The 25,237-nt window shown below is 45.7% G+C and carries 27 protein-coding genes and 1 pseudogene; 6 read left to right on the top strand and 22 right to left on the bottom strand.

Annotation, left to right across the window (positions count from 1 at the left end):
* Positions 1-14: 14 nt before the first annotated feature.
* The 13 genes and pseudogenes from rplW to kefG all read right to left on the bottom strand — a co-directional run bounded on the left by rplW (position 15) and on the right by kefG (position 12,399).
* On the bottom strand, positions 15-317 hold the full coding sequence (gene rplW / locus VOR_RS0105680; RefSeq protein WP_010318760.1) for a 50S ribosomal protein L23: 303 nt from the start codon (positions 315-317) through the stop codon (positions 15-17).
* On the bottom strand, positions 314-916 hold the full coding sequence (rplD, locus tag VOR_RS0105675; protein WP_010318759.1) for a 50S ribosomal protein L4: 603 nt from the start codon (positions 914-916) through the stop codon (positions 314-316). Before rplD ends, rplW begins: the two co-directional genes overlap by 4 nt.
* A 16-nt stretch (positions 917-932) precedes the next feature.
* Positions 933-1,562 (bottom strand): 50S ribosomal protein L3, encoded by a 630-nt coding sequence (gene rplC, locus VOR_RS0105670; protein WP_010318758.1) that lies wholly within the window; start codon positions 1,560-1,562, stop codon positions 933-935.
* A gap of 14 nt (positions 1,563-1,576) precedes the next feature.
* A complete protein-coding gene (gene rpsJ / locus VOR_RS0105665) occupies positions 1,577-1,888 on the bottom strand; it encodes a 30S ribosomal protein S10 (protein WP_010318757.1) in 312 nt (103 codons plus the stop codon).
* Positions 1,889-2,308: 420 nt separating this feature from the next.
* A complete protein-coding gene (rlmB, locus tag VOR_RS0105660) occupies positions 2,309-3,049 on the bottom strand; it encodes a 23S rRNA (guanosine(2251)-2'-O)-methyltransferase RlmB (protein WP_010318756.1) in 741 nt (246 codons plus the stop codon).
* Between the two features lie 17 nt (positions 3,050-3,066).
* Positions 3,067-5,514 (bottom strand): ribonuclease R, encoded by a 2,448-nt coding sequence (gene rnr, locus VOR_RS0105655; RefSeq protein ID WP_010318755.1) that lies wholly within the window; start codon positions 5,512-5,514, stop codon positions 3,067-3,069.
* 161 nt (positions 5,515-5,675) lie between these two features.
* Entirely contained in the window at positions 5,676-6,311 is a 636-nt protein-coding gene (motX, locus tag VOR_RS0105650; protein ID WP_010318754.1) for a flagellar protein MotX, read from the bottom strand.
* A 218-nt stretch (positions 6,312-6,529) separates the two neighbouring features.
* Entirely contained in the window at positions 6,530-7,828 is a 1,299-nt protein-coding gene (locus VOR_RS0105645; RefSeq protein WP_010318753.1) for an adenylosuccinate synthase, read from the bottom strand.
* Between the two features lie 129 nt (positions 7,829-7,957).
* Positions 7,958-8,899 (bottom strand): annotated as a pseudogene (locus VOR_RS17735) (isoaspartyl peptidase/L-asparaginase family protein).
* A 215-nt stretch (positions 8,900-9,114) separates the two neighbouring features.
* Positions 9,115-9,699 carry a peptidylprolyl isomerase gene (gene slyD, locus VOR_RS0105635; RefSeq protein WP_010318750.1) on the bottom strand — a complete coding sequence of 195 codons (585 nt, stop codon included), beginning with the start codon at positions 9,697-9,699 and terminating at the stop codon, positions 9,115-9,117.
* 97 nt (positions 9,700-9,796) lie between these two features.
* On the bottom strand, positions 9,797-9,997 hold the full coding sequence (locus VOR_RS0105630) for a YheV family putative zinc ribbon protein (protein ID WP_010318749.1): 201 nt from the start codon (positions 9,995-9,997) through the stop codon (positions 9,797-9,799).
* Positions 9,998-10,028: 31 nt separating this feature from the next.
* Positions 10,029-11,828 (bottom strand): glutathione-regulated potassium-efflux system protein KefB, encoded by a 1,800-nt coding sequence (gene kefB / locus VOR_RS0105625; RefSeq protein ID WP_010318748.1) that lies wholly within the window; start codon positions 11,826-11,828, stop codon positions 10,029-10,031.
* Positions 11,812-12,399 carry a glutathione-regulated potassium-efflux system ancillary protein KefG gene (kefG, locus tag VOR_RS0105620; RefSeq protein WP_010318747.1) on the bottom strand — a complete coding sequence of 196 codons (588 nt, stop codon included), beginning with the start codon at positions 12,397-12,399 and terminating at the stop codon, positions 11,812-11,814. Before kefG ends, kefB begins: the two co-directional genes overlap by 17 nt.
* Positions 12,400-12,531: 132 nt before the next feature.
* Between kefG and VOR_RS0105615 the strand changes: the two genes are divergently transcribed.
* The 6 genes from VOR_RS0105615 to crp all read left to right on the top strand — a co-directional run bounded on the left by VOR_RS0105615 (position 12,532) and on the right by crp (position 18,088).
* A complete protein-coding gene (locus tag VOR_RS0105615; RefSeq protein WP_010318746.1) occupies positions 12,532-14,451 on the top strand; it encodes an ABC transporter ATP-binding protein in 1,920 nt (639 codons plus the stop codon).
* Between the two features lies 1 nt (position 14,452).
* Positions 14,453-14,932, top strand: a complete 480-nt coding sequence (locus tag VOR_RS0105610) for a TIGR02444 family protein (RefSeq protein WP_010318745.1) — start codon at positions 14,453-14,455, stop codon at positions 14,930-14,932.
* 56 nt (positions 14,933-14,988) lie between these two features.
* Positions 14,989-15,996 carry a hydrolase gene (locus tag VOR_RS0105605; RefSeq protein WP_010318744.1) on the top strand — a complete coding sequence of 336 codons (1,008 nt, stop codon included), beginning with the start codon at positions 14,989-14,991 and terminating at the stop codon, positions 15,994-15,996.
* A gap of 59 nt (positions 15,997-16,055) precedes the next feature.
* On the top strand, positions 16,056-16,262 hold the full coding sequence (locus tag VOR_RS0105600) for a YheU family protein (RefSeq protein WP_010318743.1): 207 nt from the start codon (positions 16,056-16,058) through the stop codon (positions 16,260-16,262).
* A gap of 82 nt (positions 16,263-16,344) precedes the next feature.
* Entirely contained in the window at positions 16,345-17,214 is an 870-nt protein-coding gene (locus VOR_RS0105595) for a phosphoribulokinase (RefSeq protein ID WP_010318742.1), read from the top strand.
* 241 nt (positions 17,215-17,455) lie between these two features.
* Entirely contained in the window at positions 17,456-18,088 is a 633-nt protein-coding gene (gene crp, locus VOR_RS0105590; RefSeq protein WP_010318741.1) for a cAMP-activated global transcriptional regulator CRP, read from the top strand.
* Positions 18,089-18,191: 103 nt separating this feature from the next.
* Here crp and VOR_RS0105585 read toward each other — a convergent pair whose 3' ends face one another.
* The 9 genes from VOR_RS0105585 to VOR_RS19070 all read right to left on the bottom strand — a co-directional run.
* Positions 18,192-18,986: a DUF1338 domain-containing protein gene (locus VOR_RS0105585; protein WP_010318740.1), complete on the bottom strand. Its 795-nt coding sequence runs from the start codon at positions 18,984-18,986 to the stop codon at positions 18,192-18,194.
* Positions 18,987-19,054: 68 nt separating this feature from the next.
* Positions 19,055-20,512 carry a succinylglutamate-semialdehyde dehydrogenase gene (astD, locus tag VOR_RS0105580; protein ID WP_010318739.1) on the bottom strand — a complete coding sequence of 486 codons (1,458 nt, stop codon included), beginning with the start codon at positions 20,510-20,512 and terminating at the stop codon, positions 19,055-19,057.
* A 31-nt stretch (positions 20,513-20,543) separates the two neighbouring features.
* Entirely contained in the window at positions 20,544-21,563 is a 1,020-nt protein-coding gene (gene astA, locus VOR_RS0105575) for an arginine N-succinyltransferase (RefSeq protein WP_010318738.1), read from the bottom strand.
* Between the two features lie 66 nt (positions 21,564-21,629).
* Positions 21,630-22,841: an aspartate aminotransferase family protein gene (locus tag VOR_RS0105570; protein ID WP_010318737.1), complete on the bottom strand. Its 1,212-nt coding sequence runs from the start codon at positions 22,839-22,841 to the stop codon at positions 21,630-21,632.
* 378 nt (positions 22,842-23,219) lie between these two features.
* Positions 23,220-23,798, bottom strand: a complete 579-nt coding sequence (locus VOR_RS0105565) for an aminodeoxychorismate/anthranilate synthase component II (RefSeq protein WP_010318736.1) — start codon at positions 23,796-23,798, stop codon at positions 23,220-23,222.
* A 118-nt stretch (positions 23,799-23,916) separates the two neighbouring features.
* Positions 23,917-24,273 carry a hypothetical protein gene (locus tag VOR_RS0105560; protein WP_010318735.1) on the bottom strand — a complete coding sequence of 119 codons (357 nt, stop codon included), beginning with the start codon at positions 24,271-24,273 and terminating at the stop codon, positions 23,917-23,919.
* Complete coding sequence (locus VOR_RS16830) at positions 24,273-24,629, bottom strand: hypothetical protein (RefSeq protein WP_010318734.1); 357 nt, start codon at positions 24,627-24,629, stop codon at positions 24,273-24,275. Before VOR_RS16830 ends, VOR_RS0105560 begins: the two co-directional genes overlap by 1 nt.
* Before the next feature lie 12 nt (positions 24,630-24,641).
* Positions 24,642-24,980 carry a hypothetical protein gene (locus VOR_RS0105550; protein WP_010318733.1) on the bottom strand — a complete coding sequence of 113 codons (339 nt, stop codon included), beginning with the start codon at positions 24,978-24,980 and terminating at the stop codon, positions 24,642-24,644.
* A 10-nt stretch (positions 24,981-24,990) separates the two neighbouring features.
* Positions 24,991-25,237 (bottom strand): hypothetical protein (locus VOR_RS19070; RefSeq protein WP_010318732.1); only part of this gene is annotated, 247 nt, incomplete at its 5' end.

Raw genomic sequence — 25,237 nt, 5'->3', positions numbered from 1 at the left:
TTCAACTACTCCTGTTATTCCGCGCCGCCAACAAAGTCAAGATCTTGACCTTCTTTCAAAGTCACATACGCTTTTTTAACGTCGCTGCGGCGACCTTGGCGTAGACCTTGACGTTTGGTCTTACCCTTAGTGATAAGGGTATTTACAGACTTAACTTCAACTTCAAATAGCTTTTCTACAGCTGCTTTGATCTCTTTCTTAGTTGCATCTTTTGCTACTTTGAAAACGATAGTGTTCGCTTTCTCAGCAGTCATAGTTGCTTTTTCAGAGATGTGCGGTGCACGTAGAACTTTTAGTAGACGCTCTTCACTGATCATGCCAGCATCTCCTCAACTTGCTTAACTGCTTCTGCAGTCATTAGAACCTTGTCAAACGCAATTAGGCTAACTGGGTCAAGACCCGCTACGTCACGTGCGTCAACTTTGTATAGGTTGCGAGCAGCTAAGAATAGATTCTCGTCTACTTCGCCAGTAACGATGAGTACATCGTTAAGCTCAAGTTCTTTAAGCTTAGCTAATAGCTCTTTAGTTTTTGGTGCTTCTACTGAGAAGTTATCAACAACGATTAAACGCTCTTGACGAACTAGTTCAGAAAGAATGCTCTTCATAGCACCGCGGTACATTTTTTTGTTTACTTTTTGGCTGTGATCTTGTGGTTTCGCAGCAAAAGTAACACCACCTGTACGCCAGATTGGGCTACGAATTGTACCAGCACGTGCACGGCCAGTACCTTTTTGACGCCATGGCTTAGCGCCACCGCCAGAAACTTCTGAACGTGTCTTTTGAGCACGAGTACCTTGACGAGCACCTGCTGCATACGCAACAACTACTTGGTGTACAAGGGCTTCGTTGAACTCACGTCCGAAAGTAGTTTCGGAAACAGTTAGTGCGTTAGCACCTTTAACCATCAATTCCATTACTTACTCCTAGACGTTATGCTTTAATAGCTGGTTTGACGATCACGTTAGCGCCAGTTGCACCTGGTACTGCACCTTTAATAAGAAGCAGATTGCGCTCAGCGTCAACACGTACGATCTCTAGGTTTTGAGTCGTTACACGCTCAGCACCCATGTGACCTGCCATTTTTTTGCCTTTGAACACGCGACCTGGAGTTTGACATTGGCCAATTGAACCCGGTGCACGGTGAGACAAAGAGTTACCGTGAGTCATATCTTGAGTGCGGAAATTCCAGCGCTTAACAGCACCTTGGAATCCTTTACCTTTAGATGTACCAGTAACGTCTACTTTTTTAACTTCGTTGAACAGTTCAACAGTCAGTTCAGAACCTACTGCAAACTCTTCGCCGTTTTCTAAACGGAATTCCCAAAGACCGCGACCAGCTTCTACACCTGCTTTCGCAAAGTGACCAGCTTCTGGTTTAGTTACACGGTTGGCTTTCTTAGTACCAGTAGTTACCTGGATTGCTGCATAGCCGTCAGTCTCAAGAGTTTTCACTTGAGAAATACGGTTTGCTTCAACCTCAACAACAGTTACTGGGATAGAAACGCCTTCTTCAGTAAATACGCGGGTCATACCCACTTTACGTCCGACTAGACCAATCATTCTTCTAATCTCCCTTAACCTAGGCTGATTTGTACGTCAACGCCAGCAGCTAGATCTAGGCGCATCAGTGCATCAACAGTTTTATCTGTTGGCTCAACGATGTCGATTAGACGTTTGTGAGTACGAATTTCGTACTGATCACGAGCATCTTTGTTGACGTGTGGAGAGATAAGAACAGTGAAATGCTCTTTACGAGTAGGAAGTGGAATAGGACCACGAACCTGTGCGCCGGTACGCTTAGCTGTTTCAACGATTTCCGCTGTAGAAGCATCGATTAGTTTGTAATCGAACGCTTTAAGGCGGATACGGATACGTTGGTTCTGCATGAGACAGAGCTCCAATAATTAAAAATTACACAAAAAATATCGCCACTCAAACTCGTTAAAACGAGAGAATGCCGATTGATTTATGTGAAACCGTAGTGCCAAAATTAGGCACATTGTCAGTTAATTTTCGATTAACTTTAATCTATTACTAAACGCAACAGAGCTAATTGTATTAACTGCGAACATAAGCTGAGTATACGTTACTAAACTAACAGCTAGGTCAGTTTACTCCTCACTGCTCATTGGTTCACAACTGGATTTAACCAGTGCGGTGCATTATACAGATCACCATTACACATGCAAGCGCTGTGTAGAAATTAAACTTATAAACTATCTATTTCTTCTGCTGAAGAAGTAATAGAAGGGATAGAAAGATGAGGTGAGCACTCACTACCCTATCCTTTTATCCCTGATGCACAATTATACCGCTTGGCGCTGTCTCACTGCTTCAAACAGACAGATCCCAGCCGCTACTGATACGTTTAGGCTAGAAACGGTGCCCGCCATCGGTATTTTGATCAGATCATCGCAGGTTTCGCGCGTTAAACGACGCATACCATCCCCTTCTGCGCCCATAACAATCGCAAGGGGCCCTGTCAGTTTGGCTTGGTAAATGTCATGCGTCGCCTCACCCGCAGTGCCAACAAACCATACGCCTTGTTCTTGAAGGGCGCGCATGGTACGTGCAAGATTCGTCACTCGTACTAAAGGCACAGTTTCAGCCGCGCCACAAGCGACTTTGCTGACCGTTGCTGTCATTGGTGCTGACTTATCTTTCGGTACGATCACAGCAGCGACCCCGGCAGCATCAGCGTTACGCAAGCATGCGCCGAGATTATGCGGGTCGGTAACACCATCCAAAACCAGTAATAGCGGTTGTTCATGCTGTGCGATGATTGCTTCTAAATCATGTTCATTAAGCTGTTTTGCTGGTTTTACACGAGCAATGATGCCCTGATGATTCGCCCCTTGAGCCTTATCATCCAATGTTTTACGTCCCATATGTTGAATAGAGACACCGCAATGTTGCAGTTCATTTAACAGTGGAAGCAGGCGATCATCTTGCCGCCCTTTCAGTACAAACGCTTCAATCAATCGCGCTGGATCTTTTTCAAGTACAGCGCTGACCGCGTGAATACCATAAATACATTCGTTACTCATGATTTACCCATTGATCGTTATTTACCAGCACGCGCTTTATTTGCTTTGGCCGCGGGTTTCTTTTTGCGTGCTTTTGTTGTTTTGCTTTTTTTTCGTTCAGGTTTTGAGCCTGCACTGCTTTTTTCATCTGGGCGTTTAGTCGCTTCAACTAAAGGAGTAGCCTTTCCTTTACTTGACGTCACCTTCTTGCCACGTGCTTTCTCTCGTGCATCCGTTGCACGTTTCTTCGCTGTCTTGCCTTCTCCGCGCAGCTTACGGCTAGTGCCCACGATTTCAAAGTCAATTTGACGATCATCCAAGTTGACGGATAACACTTTGACTTTAACGGCGTCACCTAAGCGATAGATGTTGCCAAAACTTTCGCCGATCAATCGTTGCCCAACGGGATCAAATTGATAGTAGTCATTCGCGAGCGTAGATATGTGGACCAATCCATCAATGTGCAGCTCAGTCAAACGAACAAAGAAACCGAAACCTGTCACGTTGGCTATGACTCCATCAAGCTCTTCGCCTACATGATCTTGCATGTATTCACACTTGAGCCAATCGGATACTTCACGCGTCGCATCATCCGCACGACGTTCTGTCATTGAACATTGCTGACCATAGAAATCCATGTCATCAAAAGAGTAGTGATAACCACCGGTTGTTGTCCAACGGTCGGTATGATTGCCCGATTCTTTGGCAATCAGATACTTAATGGCGCGGTGCAATAGGAGATCAGGGTAGCGACGAATAGGTGAAGTAAAGTGCGCATAGCGTTTGAGCGCTAAACCAAAGTGACCACAGTTATCCGCGTTATACACAGCCTGCTTCATGGAACGCAGTAGCATGGTTTGGATCAGTTCTTTGTCTTGGCGCTCACCAATCTGTTTCATTAAGTTAGCGTAATCGGTTGGCGAAGGCTCTAGCCCACCCGCTAAGTTCAAGCCAAGCTCACCTAAGAAATCCCGAAAGCCGGTCAAACGCTCTTCTCCCGGTGATTCATGGATACGGTACAGAGCGGGCTCTTTCGCTTTTTCCACCAACGAGGCTGAAGCAATATTAGCGAGGATCATGCACTCTTCGATTATTTTGTGCGCATCATTACGAATGACAGGTTCAATGCTGTCGATCTTACGCTCAGCATTAAAGATAAACTTAGTTTCAATCGTTTCAAATTCGATACCGCCACGCTCATCACGCGCTGCTTTTAGCACCTTATACATCGAATAGAGTTCTTCAAGATGAGGAACCACGGCTTGATAACGTTCGCGTAGCTCTTCATCCCCTTCAAGAATGGCGTGTACTTTGTTGTAAGTTAAACGAGCATGGGAGTTCATCACGGCTTCGTAATGTTTGTAACCCGAAATTTTGCCCGTTGCAGAGACTGTCATCTCGCACACCATGCATAGGCGGTCGACTTGTGGATTAAGTGAACAAAGACCGTTCGACAGTACTTCCGGTAGCATAGGAACGACTTGCGATGGGAAGTAAACTGAGTTACCACGGTTGATCGCTTCTTTATCAAGAGCGGTATCGGGGCGCACATAATAACTTACGTCAGCAATCGCAACCCAGAGACGCCAGCCACCACCTTTTTTGGCTTCGCAATAAACCGCGTCATCAAAGTCACGTGCGTCTTCACCATCAATAGTCACTAAAGGTAATTGACGCAGATCCACGCGCCCTTGCTTCGCCTCTTCTGGAACTTCTTCTCTCAGGTTTTCGACTTGCTTTAATACTTCTTGCGGCCACTCATGAGGGATCTGGTGAGTGCGGATCGCTATTTGTGTCTCCATGCCGGGAGCCATATTTTCGCCAAGTACTTCTACAACCCGACCTGTCATTCCTCTAGCTCTGGCACCGCGATCGGTAATTTCAATCACCACCACGTTCCCCATGCGAGCTCCGCCTTTGTGCTCATTAGGGATCAAGATGTCTTGAGTGATGCGTGAATCATCGGGCACGACATAAGAGTAGCCATTTTCGAGGAAGAAACGCCCAACAAGTTGGGTTTTACGTTCTTCCAACACTCGAACCAAACGCCCTTCTTTACGGCCTATTTTATCCGTGCCTGTCGGTTGTACCAGCACGTAGTCGCCATGAATAATGGTACGCATTTGGTGATGAGGTAGCAAAACATCGTTATCTTTGCCAACGCTGCCATCAGGACGAACCCACCCATGACCATCTTTATGTCCGATTACGTGACCTTTGATCATTTCCAGTTTTTCTGGCAATGCATAGCATTGGCGACGAGTAAATACCAATTGGCCATCTCGCTCCATCGCACGCAAACGACGGCGTAGCCCTTCGTATTGCTCTTCACCAGACAAACCTAATGCCTCAAAAAGATCATTACGATTCATCGGTACATTGGCTTCAGTTAGAAATTCGAGGATGAATTCTCGGCTTGGAATTGGATTTTCGTAATTGCTAGATTCTCGATCCGCAAAAGGATCGTTATTGATAATTTCAGACATAGGCAGACCTGCTAAAGCAAGGAGAGATAGCCAGAGTATAACTGACTCACGGCAGAAGCTACAGCAGCGTATTGATTATTATAGGCTAATGCGTTAGAGGAAAAGCGTAGAAATGACTTCGCCCAACCGTGTGGGCGAAATAAGAAAAGCAATAATGAAGGCTACCAAAAGGTATCTCTGCGCTTGGCTCGCGCAACCACATTTTGTGGCATTCGTTGCTCTAACCCCTGCCGGAGCATAGAGATCCGAGAATGTATTCTTTGATCGATAGTCACCGAATTATAGAGCCAGCGATAAGCATCTTCATAATCAAGCGGGCTGCCATAATCACGCAGCAAAAGCTCAGCTAGATGGATACGAGCATTAATATTGCCCATCGCAGCAGCTTCACGCAGATAAGGAATAGCTCGCTCTTTATCCTGCTGTACTAAAGTACCACGCGAATAATAACGCCCAAGCTGCTCTAACGCAGCGGGTAAACCTTGATGAGCTGCATTTTCCATATAGTACAAGCCAAGTTCGACATCTTGATCTACGCAGACCCCCCACGCTAGCATATCTCCATACAAAAACTCGTAGGAAGGCAGGCTGATGCGAGTAGCACGCGCAACAATATCTTCTACCAATTGGCAGTTGTCGGCTTTGACTTGCTCTAAATGTTTATTTTGCTCAATTAACTTGATTAGCTCAGCTTCAGTGTAAATAGGGACCGGCTCACCCACTTCCGCCACGTTGGCATAACTCAAGGATGAGGTCAGCGCTAAAAACAATGAAGCTGCTACCGTTCGTAGCTTCATACCTGCACTCTTTATGTCTATCGATAGCCCTAAAATTATAGCCTCAGTTTCGTCTAGGGCTGGGCTTGATAATCTTATCGACCAGTGCGGCAAACTCTTTAGACAAAATTTGCCGTTACTCGGCCATTTATTGCCACATCAAGAGCAAAATGTGATCAGTACAGGTATAAAAAAACCGGCTCTAAAAGCCGGTTTTAAAAACGTTTATCAATCAACCATTAAACTGAAAATGGGTGAACCTTGATAATGGTTTCGTTACGATCTGGACCTGTAGAAACGATGTCAACAGGTACACCAGTCAACTCTTCAATACGTTTGATGTAATCAAGCGCCGCTTGTGGCAGGGCATCAATTGATTTAGCACCGAAAGTATTTTCAGACCAACCAGGCATGGTTTCGTAAATAGGTGTTACCGCTTCAAAAGCGTCAGCTGCCATTGGTGATACTTGAGCAATTGAGCCATCTGGCATTTGGTAACCCGTACAGATTTTTAGCTCTTCTAGACCATCAAGTACGTCAAGTTTAGTCAAGCAGAAGCCTGTGACTGAGTTAATTTGAATGGCGCGACGCATCGCTACCGCATCAAACCAACCACAACGACGCTTACGGCCTGTTGTAGCACCAAACTCATGGCCTTTAGTGCCTAGGTGATTACCGATTTCATCATCCAATTCGGTTGGGAATGGACCTGCACCAACGCGAGTACAGTAAGCTTTCGCGATACCTAGGATATAACCTAGATGGCGAGGGCCGAAACCAGAACCGGCTGCAACACCACCAGCAGTCGTGTTAGAAGACGTTACGTATGGGTAAGTACCGTGGTCGATGTCAAGCATAGTACCTTGCGCACCTTCAAACATGATTTTGTCGCCACGCTTACGCGCTGCATCAAGTTCATCGGTCACGTCGATCACCATCGAAGTCAGCAAATCAGCATAGCCTTGTGCTTGCTCAAGTACGGATTCGTAGCTTACTGGTTCAGCTTTGTAGAAATGCTCAAGTTGGAAGTTATGGAACTCCATCACTTCTTTTAGCTTTTCTGCAAATGAAACCATATCGAACAAATCACCAACGCGTAAACCACGGCGAGCCACTTTATCTTCATAAGCAGGACCGATACCACGGCCTGTCGTACCAATTGCTTTTTTACCGCGAGCTGTTTCACGAGCTTGGTCAAGCGCAATGTGGTAAGGAAGAATAAGTGGGCAAGCTTCAGAAATGAAAAGACGTTCGCGGACTGGAATACCACGCTCTTCTAGAGGCTTCATTTCATTGATTAGTGCGTCAGGTGAAAGCACAACACCGTTGCCGATGATGCATTTCACTTTATTGCGAAGAATGCCGGATGGAATTAAATGAAGAACGGTTTTTTCACCGTCAATGACCAAAGTGTGGCCTGCATTATGGCCGCCTTGGTAGCGAACCACGTATTTTGCATCTTCAGTTAAAAGGTCTACGATTTTACCTTTGCCTTCGTCACCCCATTGGGTGCCTAGAACGACTACGTTATTTCCCATCTTTCCAAGTCTGATTGCTAGTTAAAAAAGGATTCTAGCACCGAATCATTTTCCTTGCAGTCCTTTTTTAAACACGAAAATGTCATAAAAATATGACTTAATAAATGATTCAGTTATTAGGCACGTAAGTTACTCATCCGAATATATTTTTATACTCAGCATACCTTGACGATCAATACAAGCACGGTACATACCGGAGCTGTTCATCGCAAAATGAATGTCGCCTTGCGCATCAATGGCGATCAATCCACCCTCACCACCGAGCGTTTTAAGCTCTCCCTGAATAATGGTTTCACATGCGGTGTGGACATCTTCTTTTAAATAACGCATACGTGCCGCCACGTCACTGGCAACCATTTTACGAATGAAATATTCCCCCATGCCCGTTGTCGATACCGCCACATTACCATTTTCAGCCACCGTTCCTGCACCAATGATGGGAGAGTCACCGACGCGACCAAATTTTTTATTCGTGATGCCACCGGTACTAGTAGCAGAGGCAAGGTTGCCTTGTTTATCCAATGCAACTGCGCCAACAGTGCCAAATTTCTTGTCATCTGGGAATTTTGATTCCGACAAAGCAAATTGATTGCGGCTTTTCATCGCTAGCAACTGTTCATAACGACGCTCAGTAAAAAAGTAATCTTGTTCTGTATATTGATGCCCTTGAGTAAAAGCAAACGCTTCTGCGCCCTCACCAATCAACAACACATGATCACTGTGCTTCATTACATCACGCGCGAGCTGCACTGGGTTTTTAATGTGCCGAACCCCAGCGACCGCGCCTGCATCCATCATTTTGCCATGCATGACAGAAGCATCCATCTCCACCATCTCTTGATGCGTTAACACCGAACCTTTTCCTGCGTTAAACAACGGAGAGTCTTCAAGTATTTTCACAGCCTAGACCACCGCATCCAGTGCATCACCATCTTGCGTCAGTACTTGATACCCCGCTCGGACAGCGCTTTCTAGTGTGTTCAAAATATCGCGCTTTAATGATTCGCTCATTTGTTGACGAATGATGGTTCCGGCGCCGCCATGAATGGCGATAGCAAAAGGTTGTGACATGAGAATTCCTTAACTTAATAAATTGAGAGGCAATACACTTCTGTTCTACACATTAACGATACCCAAATAACTTGAAGTTGCAGGTAGGCGGCAAGTGAGTACTGTAATAATTAACAAGCAACAAAAAAGCGCTAATCGCATGACGATTAACGCTTTCCATTTCATTGTATCAATCGGTTATTGCTGCCTACTTGGCACAACCAACCAAAAAATGATTAATGTGAACCGCAGCTGCCGCCACCGCAACAACCTTCTTTTTTCTCACCATGGTCATGGCCTTCACCACCACAGCAACCACCTTCATGGTCGTGGTCGTGGCCATGCCCACAGCCACCAGCTTGGTGAATGTGACCATGTTGGATCTCTTCTGCAGTTGCAGCGCGAATCGCAACGACTTCTACATCAAACGTTAATGTTTGGCCAGCCAGCATGTGGTTGCCATCAACCACCACTTCGTCACCATCCACTTCCGTGATTTCAACTGGAATTTGGCCTTGGTCAGTATCCGCTAGAAAACGCATACCCACTTCAATTTCATCAACGCCTTGGAAAACTTCAGCAGGTACACGTTGTACAAGCTCATCGTTGTATTCACCGTACGCATCTTCAGGAGCGATAGTTGCTGTGAACTTATCGCCCACAACTTTTCCTTCTAACTCATTTTCAAGGCCAGTGATTAGATTGTTGTGACCGTGAAGGTAATCTAGTGGTGCATCAACTGTTGATTGGTCTACGACTGCACCATCTTCCAATACTAATTGGTAGGCTAGGCTTACAACCACGTTCTTTTCAATTTTCATAACAACTCCAAGGAGGTTTGTTCCTAGGTTGTCATCTTCAAACCTAAGAAATCGATCAGTATGAGGCGTATTATGAAGATCTATTCCAGAAACTCAATTATTCTGGTTTAAAAATCCCGATCATCTCTTGCCGAGCATGTTCACTTTTTTCTACAGATTTGGGCTTTCGCTGCTCATGGTAGTCGCACTCGACACATTCAACGAGCTCTATGTTGTTTTCAACCCACCAGCGCAGAGTGTCTTGTGACTGACAACTTGGGCACTTTGCACCGGCAATAAAGCGTTTTTTCTGTTTCACGTTACATCCTACAACTGAATATTGATTAGCGTTATTTTTCCCAATAATGACGAGATTGGCGATCATTATCCATTTCACGCCCAAATATTTCTTCTAGCTCTTTACGTGCCTCTTTGGCGCGCAGTGCGAGTTGTTTGTCTTGGTTATGTTGCGGTAGCAGCTCTTTGAGCATCGCATTATCGAGTTTTCTAAAATGTGCTTCGGCGCGCTTGGCTTGGTAAGGGTGCATGCCCAATTCGACCAGTACTTGTCGGCCGAGGTCCAAAGCGCCTAAGAAAGTTTCCCGCGAGTATTTATCGACCCCATGACTGAGTAACTGATACGCCTCTACCCGGCTACGAGCGCGAGCTAAGATCTTTAACTGCGGGAAATGGTGCTGACAAAGCTCGACAATTTTCATCACTTCATCGGGCGCATCGGTACAGATGACGATCGCTTCAGCTTCTTCTGCACCCGCGGCGCGCAATAGTTCAAGTTGAGTCGCATCACCATAAAAAACGTTATAACCGTACTCTCTCAATAATTTAATTTGACTGGCATCGCTTTCTAATACGGTAATTTTAATCTTATTGGCGTACATCAAACGCCCTACAATTTGCCCAAAACGGCCAAAACCCGCAATGATGATTTGCGGCTGTTTATTGACGACATCGGAATGCATCTCATCATCACTGCTGAGGTTCAATTTTCGCGCAAACCATTTGTTCTGAATCGTTAGTAATAAAGGTGTGGTGACCATCGACAGACTGACCACAACGAGCAAAAAGGCCACTTGATCCGGTAATAGCACGCCCTGCGCGCTTGCCGCAGTGAAAATCACGAACGCGAACTCGCCGCCTTGGCTGAGGATCGCCGCCATTTTGCTGCGCGCTTTAGAACGCGTACCCGACAAACGCGCGAGGAGATAAAGGATTCCTCCTTTGAGCACCACTAGACCGAATACAGCCGCCAACACTTGCAGCGGCGCTTGCGCCAATAAGCCCAAATTAACCGCCATTCCAACGGCAATAAAAAATAGCCCGAGCAATAACCCTTTAAACGGTTCAATCGCGATTTCTAGTTCATGGCGAAATTCACTTTCAGCCAGCAGCACACCAGCCAGGAAAGTACCGAGCGCCATTGACAAGCCAAGCTGCTGCATCAGCAGTGCAATACCAATTACCAACAGTAAGGCAGCAACGGTAAAAAGCTCTCGCACGCCACTGGTCACAATATAACGAAACAGTGGGCTCAAGAGGAAATGCCCCGCCACCAGCAAAGCGGTAATACCACCCAACATCCAAATCATATCTAACCAGCTTCCACCCGCGTTGCCTGCCAGCAAAGGCAAAAAGGCCAACATTGGGATGACAGCGATATCTTGAAAAAGCAGTACCGCAAAACCAGACTGGCCAGCTTCACTGCGTGTTAGCCCTTGTTCTTCAATTACGCGTAATGCGATTGCTGTCGAAGAGAGCGCAAGGCCCATACCAATCACTAAACTACTCTGCCAGTTAACGCCTAATAGATAAGCAATACTGGCGATGACTAAGGTACTGACCACCACCTGCGCGCCACCCAAACCAAGGATCGGCCCGCGCATCTGCCACAATTTTTTGGGGTTTAATTCCAGCCCAATCAGAAACAACAGCAGCACTACGCCAAATTCAGCAAAGTGTAATATGGCTTTCACATCACTGATTAAACCGAGCCCCCAAGGGCCTATGGCTACACCCGCTAACAAATAGCCGAGCACCGAACCCAGCCCTGCACGCTGAGCAATCGGTACGGCCACCACAGCTGCGGTTAAAAACACCACGCTGCTTTGTAAAAAATCACCGCTTAACGCCATCAAGCTCTCCTTGTGTGGCCAGTGGGTGTTGCAACCAGTGCCGATAACGTTCAGCGTGTTGATAGCGCTCCATATCAGTCACATTACGTGACCAGTAGAGCACTAACGGTTCCATCCAATTCATACAACACAGAGCCGCAGTTAATTCAAATGGTTGGAGAATTTGATCCAGTGGGTATTTGTTGTAGCCCCGCTCATCAAACGCTTCTTTTTTTCCGCCCGTGGTGATGACGCTACGCCAGTATTTACCATGCAACGCCGTCTGTCCGCCGAAGGCAAACCCTTTGGCAAGCACGCGATCAAACCACTCTTTGAGTAGCGCTGGGCAGGAATACAGATAAAGAGGGTGTTGAAACACAATCACATCATGCTCAAGTAGTTTTTGCTGCTCTGCGTGCACATCGATAAAAAAATCGGGATAGGTTGCATACAAATCATGCACAGTGACGTGGGAAAGTGACGCAATATTGTGCAGCATAGTTTGATTGGCGATGGAGTTTAATGGCTCAGGATGCGCATAAATCACCAATATTTTAGGTGTAATTTGGTCAGGCATGACGGTGGTGGACATTTTTGTCTGCGCTCCCAATAGTTATCAATATGTTATTAGGCATAATAACGCAATTTGCATAATGATCGACATTTATCCTTATTGCCCCTACTATTCCACGCGATAACGTCTCGATATGAAAAATAGATTTTTATGATTACCTTCTCTGATATTCAATTACTGCGCGGCGGTAAACCGCTCCTTGAAAAGGCCTCTGCAACTATCCAGCCGGGCGATAAAGTTGGCCTAGTAGGCAAAAATGGCTGTGGCAAATCAACGCTCTTTGCCCTACTCAAAGATGAGCTATCTATTGACGCCGGCTCCTTCAGTAAACCAGCTCATTGGGAACTGGCTTGGGTTGCCCAAGAAACTCCAGCTCTTGATCGCAATGCGATTGAGTATGTCATCGATGGCGATCGTGAATATCGTGAATTAGAACGGCGCCTCAGCGTTGCTGAAGAGGCTGACCAAGGAACCTTAGTTGCAGAGCTGCATGGAAAAATTGAAACCATCGGTGGATACAGTATTCGCGCCCGGGCTTCTGAACTGCTTGATGGTTTGGGGTTTAGCCAAGAACAGATGGGATGGAGCTTAACGCAATTTTCAGGTGGTTGGCGGATGCGCTTAAACTTAGCGCAAGCGCTGTTGTGCCGCTCGGATTTACTGCTGCTTGATGAACCGACCAACCACTTGGATTTGGACGCCGTCATGTGGCTTGAACGTTGGTTACAAAACTATCCCGGCACCTTGATCTTGATTTCCCATGACCGCGATTTTCTTGATCCGATCGTCGGACGCATCATCCATATCGAAAATCAAGCCATGAACGAATACACCGGAAACTACTCATCGTTTGAAAATCAACGGGCGCAAAAACTGATCTTGCAACAAGCCATGTACCAGAAGCAGCAAAAACAGATGGTGCACATGCAAAGCTACATCGACCGTTTCCGCTACAAGGCCTCCAAAGCTCGCCAAGCACAAAGCCGTATAAAAGCGCTGGAACGAATGGAAAAAGTGCTGCCAGCTCAATTTGATAACCCATTTAATTTCGAATTTCGAGAGCCTTCGGCACTGCCTAACCCAATCATGATGATGGACGAAGTCTACGCCGGGTATGGTGAACGTTTAATTTTAGAAAAAATTCGCCTCAACCTTGTACCGGGAAGCCGTATTGGATTACTCGGGCGTAACGGTGCGGGTAAATCAACATTAATTAAATTACTCTCCGGTGAGTTAAAACCGCAAGGCGGCGATCTCACTTATTCGCAAGGTGTAAAGATTGGTTACTTTGCCCAGCATCAGTTAGAAACACTGCATCCAGAAGAGACCCCTCTGCAGCACATGATGCAAATTGCCCCGGATAAAAACGAACTTGAGCTGCGTAATTATCTGGGTAGTTTTGGTTTCCAAGGCGACAAAGCGCTAGAAAAAATAGCTCCGTTTTCCGGGGGTGAAAAGGCTCGCTTAGTGCTTGCGCTAATTGTGTGGCAAAAACCGAACTTGCTGCTGCTTGATGAACCCACCAACCACTTAGACTTGGATATGCGTCAAGCCCTAACGTTTGCCCTGCAAACCTTTGAAGGCGCGATGGTCATCGTCAGCCATGATCGTTATCTACTGCGCGCAACCACCGATGACTTGTACTTGGTGCACGATCGTCAAGTCGCGCCTTTCGATGGGGATTTAACCGACTACTACAAGTGGCTGACAGAACAACAGAAAGCGGAACGTAGAGAAGTTCAATCTCAGCAACCTGCCAAAGACAGCAGCAACAGTGCCGCTGCCAAAAAAGATCAAAAGCGCCGAGAAGCGGAATTTCGCATCCAAACCGCACCAATTCGCAAAAAACTGACACAACTCGAAGCGAAAATGGACACATTGAACGCGGCACTGGCGCAAACTGAAGTGCAATTGTCTGATACTTCGCTGTATGAAGCCGAAAACAAAGCTAAACTTACCGAAGTGATTGCGCTTCAAGCTCGCAGCAAATCGGCACTTGAAGCAATCGAAATGGAATGGATGTCGGAACAAGAGACACTCGAACAACTAGAGCAGGAATTCAGTCGCTAAGATGAGCCAAGAGCACGTACGATTATCACTGACCTTAGAACGCTTATGGCAATTCAGTTTGCAATACTACAGCGTGCGAGAAGTGAAAGAGGCGTGCTTAAGTTTACAAAATAACTTCCACGGCAACGTCAACTTATTGCTGCTACTCAAATGGCTTGATGAGCAACAAGTGACGGTTGCCGATGCTGACTGGCAAAATGTCACTCAATGCATCGGTCGTTCAGAAGCGCTGTTGCACAGTTACCGAGAGTTAAGACGACGTTTGAAAAGCATGGTGCCAGATACGCTGTACCGCGAGGCGCTGCAATTTGAGCTGCAACTTGAAAAGCAGCAGCAAGCTGATCTTGTGGAATGTATCAACGCATTGGCATTGCAGAATAACCATGGTGAACAATTAACGCTGCGTTACTGTCGCCAGCTTGGCTGTGAGCATTTGCATCTCGCCTTTAAAACCCCAGCGCCTCATTCTCAAAAACCGTAACTACATCAATTGCTCTCTCAGTGTATACTGGTCGCAATTCATAAAAATAATACGCTATGGTTATGACTCCATTTATCGCTGCTACTGGACTAACAAATCCACACCTTCAGACTCTGCTTCCTCGTTTATTGCGCAAACGCGCACGTTTTGAGCCGATGTGGCAAACGCTGTTTACACCTGATGGTGATTTTTTAGACCTTGCTTGGAGTGATGATTGGCGCTCAGAGCGAGTACAAAATAAACCCCTATTCGTCTTGTTTCATGGCTTAGAAGGCAGTTTTCATAGCCCTTATGCCAATGGCTTAATGTACGCCTTCGCACAACAGGGATGGTTATCGGTCATGATGCATTTTCGCGGCTGTAGCGGCAAACCGAACCATTTGGCACGCGCTTACCATTCTGGTGAGGTTGAAGATGCACGCTTTGTGCTCGAATACATACGCAAGCAATGCCCGAATAGACCTATCGTCGCGGTGGGCATTTCTCTTGGCGGCAATATGTTGGTTAATTACTTAGCGCAATATAATCACGACCCGATCGTTAGCGCGGCAACCGTTGTCTCCGCTCCGCTCGATCTGGCAGCGTGTTCCACACGCATTGAACAGGGATTTTCAAAGGTTTATCGCGCTTACTTACTGACATCATTGAAAAAAAATGCACTAAAGAAACAGCATCTTTTACATAATGAGTTAGGTATTTCTCACCATCAAATTAAACACATCAAAAAACTTTACGAATTTGACGATCTCATCACCGCGCCTTTGCATGGTTTTCAAGATGCGCAGGATTACTACCAGCAGTGCTCAGGCCTTTCAAAGCTGACACAAATTCGCGTGCCGCTACAAATCATTCAAGCGCAAGATGACCCCTTTATGACGGATGCCGTGATCCCCAAATTTTCTTTACCAGAGAATATCCATTACCGCTTATTTACCCAAGGTGGCCATGTCGGTTTTCTCAGCGGTAGCGCGCTTAAGCCTAAATTTTGGCTCGAAGAAGCACTTCCAACTTATTACGAAAACCTGCGTCACGGCAACCCTATTGACCATCAGTGCAACGCATGATTAATCACATATCGCTTTAAATCGATACCCTTTTCTCCATGACAGTTTAAGAGGTCGTCATGCTTATTCCTTGGCAGCACATTGCGCCTGAAACACTGGATAATTTGATTGAAACGTTTGTATTACGCGAAGGTACTGATTACGGAGAGCAGGAAGTACCATTGCAGCAAAAAATCGAGCAAATAAAGAAACAGCTCGCAACAGGGGAAGCGATCATCGTCTATTCTGAGTTGCATGAAAGTGTGGATATTCAATTGCGTAAATAATTTCCGCACAAAACAATCTACTCTTTTCGTGCTATATTGCAGCCATCGATAACAAGTACGTTACATACAGACAGGGTTTGTCATGTCAGCAAAACATCCAATTATCGCTGTCACCGGCTCGTCCGGTGCCGGTACAACTACGACCTCTGAAGCCTTTCGCAAAATGTTCAATATGATGAACATAAAACCAGCATGGGTTGAAGGGGATAGCTTCCACCGCTTTACCCGCCCAGAAATGGATGTGGAAATTCGTAAAGCGCGCGAACAAGGGAAGCACATCAGCTACTTTGGTCCACAAGCCAATGATTTTCCTGCATTGGAAGAATTTTTCCGCCAATATGGGAAATTAGGCACAGGCCAAGTTCGTCGTTATCTGCACTCTTTTGACGAAGCTGTGCCCTACAATCAAATGCCCGGCACCTTTACACCTTGGCAAGATTTACCAGAAAACTCGGATGTGATGTTTTACGAAGGTCTGCATGGCGGTGTAGTCGATGGCGATGTAAACGTCGCGCAGCATGTCGATTTTTTGATAGGTATGGTGCCAATCGTTAACCTTGAGTGGATACAAAAATACGTGCGTGATACACGTGATAGAGGCCATTCACGTGAAGCAGTGATGGATTCTATCGTTCGTTCAATGGACGATTACCTCAATTACATCACCCCTCAATTCTCGCGAACTCACATCAACTTTCAACGGGTGCCAACGGTTGATACTTCAAACCCACTTAACGCCAAGGGAATCCCTAGTTTGGATGAAAGCTTCGTCGTGATCCGTCTGCGCGGCATAAAGAATGTTGATTTCCCCTATCTGCTCGCCATGATTGATGGCTCTTTTATGTCGCGCCACAACACCATTGTGGTGCCGGGTGGCAAGATGAGTTTTGCGATGGAATTGATCGTCAGACCGATCCTGCAGCAATTGATTGAAACAGGTAAAATTGGCTAAGTGATCGGACAAGTTGACGGTTACTTTTCATACCGTGATCATGTGCACAGTTTTGCGTAAAAAATCATGCCACTGACACGATTAAAATCAAGAAATCGTTTCTGAAAAAGGATACTATCCTTAACCGAAACACAAGTTAGCTTGCAGCATTTGGAAAGTGCTCTTATCCTAGTAAGCTTATTTTAGGCTTAGCTACAATATGGAAAGCGGCAAGCGTACCCTGCAGAGGAAGTGAGATATTATGGTTCTAGGTAAACCTCAAACCGATCCAACACTAGAGTGGTTTCTTTCACACTGTCATATTCATAAATACCCATCGAAAAGCACGTTGATTCATGCTGGCGAAAAAGCAGAGACGCTGTACTACATCGTCAAAGGCTCGGTAGCGGTATTGATTAAAGACGAAGAAGGTAAAGAGATGATCCTCTCTTACCTCAACCAAGGTGACTTTATCGGTGAGCTTGGTCTATTTGAAGAAGACCAAGAGCGTACTGCTTGGGTCCGTGCAAAATCACCTTGTGAAGTTGCGGAAATCTCTTTTAAGAAATTCCGTCAGCTTATCCAAGTGAACCCAGACATCTTAATGCGTCTGTCTGCACAAATTTCTCGACGCCTGCAAGTCACCAGTCAAAAAGTAGGCGATTTAGCCTTCCTAGACGTGACGGGCCGTATTGCACAAACGCTACTTAACCTAGCGAAACAACCTGATGCAATGACGCACCCAGATGGCATGCAAATCAAAATCACCCGTCAAGAGATCGGCCAAATTGTAGGCTGTTCTCGTGAAACTGTGGGACGTATTTTGAAGATGCTCGAAGAGCAGAATTTAATTTCTGCCCACGGTAAAACTATCGTGGTGTACGGAACTCGTTAATTTCAATCAAAATGATTGAGATTGAATGCATAAAGCCACCTTGGGGAACTCAGGTGGCTTTTTCTTTGGTGATATTTCGATACGAAAGTAAAAAGATGAGAGGCTATTGCATGTCTGTACTTTCAAATATCTTATCTGCAGAGGCCGCCACAAAACCACTGTAGAGTTCACCGTTGACCATTGGATAGCGTTTGGCAAATTCATAGAATCCACCGGGAATCACCTCCACCCCTTCCGTAAATTGCACCGGTACTTTATCGGCCATGGTCGACGACTGCTCAAGCAGCACATCAGGCGTACCTTTCACTTCCCCACCATTTTCATTGATGGTAAAACCCGCTTGGCGTAGATGATCATTGACCGCTTTCACTTCATTAAACGCCTGCAGTTGATTAACACTAACAGTGAAATGGTTTGCGCCATAACCATGCGCCGCCAACCAAGCGGCGTATTCACTTTCGTTGGCAAGCTGCAAATAATCGCTGTAGCTTAGTTGCCACAGGCGACCGCCATATAAAAAGTCACTGCTGTTTAATTTATTGCTATCGACTTGATGTAGCAGTTTCTCCACAATGGCTTGGAGTGCAGGTGAGCACTCTTCCACTTTCAGCTCGCTTATGAATACTTTAGGCTGGGTCGAATCAGGGTGTTCATAGTGCTTCGCTACCAGCTTCTTACTTTCAAACACATAATCACCACAGGCAACGTAGCCTAAGGCAAGAAAAGGCTTAGCCAGCGTTTCAATACCTAATGGCGCAACATTGAAGGTTCGCAACGCAATATGGTCATTAATCAAGGCTTCGTCTTCTTGAAGCAAGTGATGGACTTTGTCGGCAGAAGGGCAAAGGCGCTGAATGTAGTCATTCCATAATGATTGAAATAAAACGGTTGGCGTCATAACGCCTCCTTGTCTGTGCTCGGTTTAAACCATGCTAGTAGGCATGGGGTTTTAGATAAAGTTTACTGCTATAGCTCAACCCCAGGGCTGAGCGTGGCAGGCAGTTCTGTCGAACAACCTTCCATTGATGCCATTGGGTATGCGCAGTAATCAGCCGCGTAATAGGCGCTTGGTCTTAAATTTCCCGACGCTCCCGGCCCACCAAACGGTGCATCACCACTGGCTCCGGTTAATTGTCGATTACGATTTACAATACCAGCGCGGATATGATCGACAAAGTAATCCCATTCGGCATCATTGGTCGACACTAAGCCTGCCGATAAACCAAAGCGAGTTTCATTAGCCAGTTGCACCGCTTGATCTAAGCTTTGGTAACGCACGACTTGTAACAATGGCCCGAAATACTCTTCATCAGGCAATTGACTAACTGCGGTGACATCAATAATGCCCGGAGTGACAAACGCCGCCTGCAAAGGTGTCGCGGCCAGCAAGCTGACGCCACCTAAGGTGCGTAAATTATCCTGAGCAGCAAGAATGAACTGCGCCGCCGCTTGTGATATTTGTGGCCCCATAAAAGGTGCTGGCTCAGCAAAGGGGTGATCAATACGCAATTTTTGAGTGGCACTGACCAGCTTTTCAAGTAACAGATCACCTTCATTCCCTTCAGGAACGTAAAGACGCCGTGCGCAGGTACACCGCTGCCCGGCACTCAGAAATGCCGATTGGATAATGGTATACACTGCCGCATCAAGCTCGCCATACTGCTTAGAGATGACCATTGGGTTGTTGCCGCCCATTTCTAAAGCCAGCATTTTCCCCGGCTGCCCAGCAAACTGGCGATGGAGTAAATGACCTGTATTTGCGCTGCCAGTAAAAAGAAGGCCATCAATACCTTTGGCCTGAGCAAGCGCAATACCCGTTTCCTTCGCGCCCTGCACTAGGTTAAGTACACCCGCAGGTAGGCCTGCTTCTTGCCACAACTTCATCACAAACTCACCCGTCCACGGAGTCTGCTCTGAAGGTTTAAACACAACCGTATTACCCGCTAAAAGTGCAGGCACAATATGACCATTCGGCAGGTGGGCAGGAAAATTATACGGACCAAAAACCGCAAGAACGCCCAATGGACGATGACGCAATACCAGTTGATTACCCGCCGCTTCGCGTGTGTTTTCACCAGTGCGATCATGATAAGCTCGAATGGATATAGCGATTTTACCCGCTACTGCTGCCGCTTCAGTACGCGTTTCCCAGAGTGGCTTCCCTGTCTCTTTGGCGATGATCTGCGCAAGCTCTTCACTGCGCTGTTTCACTTTTTCAGCGAAGGCTAAGACATATTGCTCACGCTCAACAAAAGGGCGTTTTTTCCACTCTATAAATGCGACTCTTGCCGCCGTAACCGCTGCTTCTACTTGCGCGGGTGTGGCGCTATCGCCCTGCCAAATCGTCTCATTGTTATAGGGACTAAGCGAAAGCATTGCCTCGCCTTGTCCAGCTAACCATTCACCTGCAATCCACTGAGTCATCTGTTAATCCTTACCTTCCAATGTACCTATTTTACTGCGCCAAAATTCGAACAAAATCACCACTATCAACCAATAGAGCTTGCGCCACTTTAGGTGAGATGATCACCGTTTCCGTTTCGCGGTTATAAGCACCTTTTGCAGCAGTAGCACGAAAGTTTTCAAACGAGCTATTGCAGATAAGATAATCTTGCGAGCTTGAATGCTCGGTCAGTTCCACTTTCGCTCGCACCGAGTGACGTACGGATTCGATATTGCGCAAATCACACTCAACCGTTGGACCTGCATCAAAAATGTCTACATAGTTACGGCAGGTGAATCCTTCACGCTCGAGTAGCGTTAACGCTGGACGGGTATTGTCATGCACTTGACCAATCACCGCTTGTGCCTCTTTACTCAATAAGTTGACGTATATCGGCAGTTTGGGCATCAGATCAGCAATAAACCCTTTTTTACCAATGCCAGTTAAATAATCAGCCATAGTGAAATCAATCGAGAAAAAATGCTCTTGCAGCCATTGCCAAAAGGGCGAGTTGCCTTCGGCATCAGACACACCACGCATTTCAGCAAAGATGGTTTTAGAAAAACGATGTGGGTGTTCTGCCATCATCAGAAAACGGCATTTCGACATCAAACGCCCATTCAACCCTTGACGAAAATCTGGGCGTAAAAAAAGCGTACAAATTTCACTGCATCCCGTGTAGTTATTGCCAAAAGTAAGCAACTTGACGGTATTGTTGACCTTCAGCTTAGGCGACGAATGCACGATCGTGCTGATGTGATAAGAATAAAACGGCACGTCATGGCCAATCGATGCCTCAACGCCAGTCGTCCCTGCTACCTCACCGGTTTCAGAATCAAAACCGACCATCAGGTAACCTTCATCTCCCGGCTCTGAGACGTCGGGTTTAGCGAAGCTGTATTCAGAATGAGTAATACGGTTGGTTAAGAGCTTTTCATTCACGGGTAGTGATGTAAACCCGTGACCGGATTCAATAGCGCATGTGTGTAGCGCATCGTAGTCCGACATTGCGATAGGGCGAACAACTAGCATCAATACTTCCCTCCAGATGCTTGAAGTGGCCCAAGGCATCCTACCTTGGGCTGCTAGGCTTTTTCACTACATGAGTGATGCAATAGCTTTATCTAATCTTGCTAAGCCTTCTTCTATTTCTTGTTTGGTGATCACTAATGAAGGCGTCATACGAACCACGTTCATACCCGCAACCAACACCAGTAAACCTTGCTTGCCCGCGGCTTGTAGGATATCGCGAGCGCGACCTTGCCACTGCTCATTCAATGCCGCGCCAAGCAGTAGACCTTTACCACGGATTTCACTAAAAATGTGGTACTTCTCATTAATGTTAGCTAATCCTTCACGAAAGAGCGCTTCACGCTCCTTCACGCCAGCCAAGGTTTCTGGCTGACTAACCACATTAACCACCGCTTCCGCTACCGCGCAAGCCAGTGGGTTGCCACCATAAGTAGAGCCGTGAGTGCCCACTTTAAAATGCGCGGCCAATTCGTTTGTGGTGAGCATAGCGCCAATAGGGAAACCGCCACCTAATGATTTCGCGGTACTTAAAATATCCGGCGTGACGCCCAATCCTTGATAAGCATAGAACTCACCAGTGCGGCCATTACCGGTTTGCACTTCATCAAAGATCAACAGGGCGTTGTGCTTATTGCACAATTCACGCACGGCTTGGACAAACTCAGCCGAAGGGGACACAATGCCACCCTCGCCTTGCAAGGGTTCCATCATTACCGCACAAGTGCGATCAGAGATGTGTGCTTGCAACGCTTCAATATCGTTATACGGTAGGTGGGTAACATCCGAAGGTTTAGGACCAAATCCATCGGAATAAGTTGCTTGCCCCCCAACCGTCACTGTAAAGAAAGTGCGGCCGTGGAAGCCTTGGTTAAAGGCGATGATTTCTGATTTTTGTTCACCATGGACATCAGCGGCCCAGCGACGCGCCAGTTTGAGCGCCGCTTCATTAGCTTCCGCGCCGGAGTTAGCAAAAAACACCTTTTCAGCAAAACTGACTTGCGTTAATTTTTTCGCCAAGCGCAAAGCAGGCTCATTAGTCATCACGTTACTGAGATGCCACAACTTATTGGCTTGCTTGGTGATCGCATCAACCATCGCCGGATGGCAATGGCCCAAACAACTCACCGCAATACCGCCAGCAAAGTCGATGTATTCATGACCTTGTTGATCCCACACTCGAGAGCCCTGCCCTTTAACTGGAATCATCTCCATCGGGTTATAACAAGGGACCATCACCTCATCAAACAGATTGCGATCTACATTATTTTCCACTGTCATTACACATTCCCTCTTGATACCGCATGCCAAGCAGATTGCGATCTTCCTACTAAACGCTTGAGTGGAAGATATTGTTTCGCTTTTTAGCTAATGCAGCATTGTATTTACAAATTATTAACCATTTCAATAGTGATTTATTCTTTTAGATCGGCAGAACCACCGACAATCGTCACTACTTATGATTATTTATGCATTAAGTCACCTCTTTTATGAAGCACTTTTTTATAAATAATATGAATAAGCACAACAAGGCCTTGAGGCAACAAGCCATCCCTCATTCCAACAGGATGTATGGTGCATAATATTGCAAAGATAAAAAACAGCAGAAATGATGAAGAAAATGTTAAGAAAGGTGATCGCAGTCCGGTTGAGAATGGTTCAACGGCGCAAAAAATTTGCGAGCAGTTGATGACCCTGTTCTGTTTTAATTGATTCAGGATGAAACTGCACGGCATCAATTGGCAGTGTTTTATGTTGGTAACCCATGATTTCGTCCATCGAACCATCGGCCTGTTGAGTCCAAGCGGTGAGCTCAAAACAGTCCGCAAGAGAATCGGCTTTGACCACCAACGAATGGTAGCGAGTAACGGTTAACGGGTTATTGAGCCCTAGAAAGAGGCCACGGTTGGTGTGTTGGATCGGTGAAGTTTTACCATGCATCACCTTTTTGGCTCGCACCACTTGCCCGCCAAACACTTGCGCAATGGCTTGATGCCCAAGGCAGACTCCTAAAATCGGAAGTTTACCCGCAAAATGTTCAATCGCGGCCAGTGAAATTCCCGCCTCATTCGGCGTGCAAGGCCCAGGGGAAATCACCAGATGCGTTGGGCTGAGCGCTTCAATGCCAGCGATATCGATTTCATCATTACGCACCACCGTCACTTGAACTCCCAGCTCACAGAAGTATTGGTACAAGTTGTAGGTAAACGAATCGTAGTTATCGATGATAAGTAGCATGTGAATTAAAGCGCTCTGGGTAAAGTCAGCGAGAGGCGCTATTGTGCAATACCCATAATGAAAGGCAAGTATTAAGTTTAAAGAGGAAAGGCAAACCAGAAAGTTGGTGATAAGTAAGCTAACAAGGTATGTCCCCGATGCAGAAATATGCAATGTCGTACGAATTTCCCCAAATATTGCAACTGTCCGTATATTCTACTTGAACAGTCTTTTGGCTATGAAATGCTGAAAGAAGCGCAGAAGACATCAAATCAAAATTTTTCTTGGACTCATCAAATGCAAAACGGCCAGTAACATTACACCCTTGGGCAATATTGTTTTCGATTTTAAAAATTACAATCTTTTTCCCTGAAGCTTCATAGGGAATGACACCTGTAATCTTACCAACCTGACGAGCAGCATGGGCATTAAATGCGGTCAAGACAGACATTAACGTGAGTAGCGTTATGCTTATAACAGAATTTTTAGTCATCATTATTGATCTATTCCTACATAGACAGGAGAAGGTGAATTAGCATATTTAGGGATCGTTGCACAAGAAAATTGATTACCAGAATAGTAAACAAGGATATTTTTATCGACAGCCTTAGCGGAAAGAGCAATACTCAACATAGAACGACAGGCATCAGGGCTGATGCCCTTCCAATTAGATACGGTATTACATATATATGTATAATCATTACGATAAGATGTCTTAACATTTACACTACCATTAGCATACTGTAAAACAGTCAATACCTTACCAGAACAGGTAATATCGGCATAAGCATTACATGAGACAGCCATTAACATAAACCAAAAAAATTGTTTAATTTTCATTTTTAAAATCATACAAGTTTCACCTTAAATTGATGTGGATAAATTAACATAAGCCAATTCACACCCCTGACTACCCTCTTTGACCCTTAGCTGTATTTTCTTGTCTGCCATATAAGCAGACAATACGGAAGAATATATTTCTTTTGCATTTTCTGATTTAGGATTAAGTGTAAAGTAAACATCAGAAACTGGTGTGCAATTCGCTTTCTTCTCGTTGTACTCAGTGCCAAAATAGATCATCCCATCCGCATTAGTATAGATATTAGTTATTTTCCCGATGCAACCCCATTTTTCACACTCTGCTTGGGAAGACATAGAGACAGAGAAAAATATAAAAAAAATAAATAATTTTCTTATAAACATATGTTAAACCTTAATTAACCACTGTCAGCCATACAAAAGTAGGAAAGTTATTTTGATATTTGAAACATTGCTCACTAATTTGTAGTACTACTGACTTTCCAGAGAAATATGCGGCATTTAGCAAACTAAAACTGCTCTTACCATTAGGATCCTTTTCTATATCCCACCGAACTGAATTAGTCTTACATGAACTAGGACCAACAGGATCACCATCAATTTGAACAAAACAGATATTATCTATATTGTGGCATCCTAAC

The sequence above is a fragment of the Vibrio ordalii ATCC 33509 genome (assembly GCA_000257205.1).
Classification (GTDB): domain Bacteria; phylum Pseudomonadota; class Gammaproteobacteria; order Enterobacterales; family Vibrionaceae; genus Vibrio; species Vibrio ordalii.
Note: the sequence above shows the minus strand (reverse complement) of the source record. Positions and strands in the feature narration are given on the sequence as shown.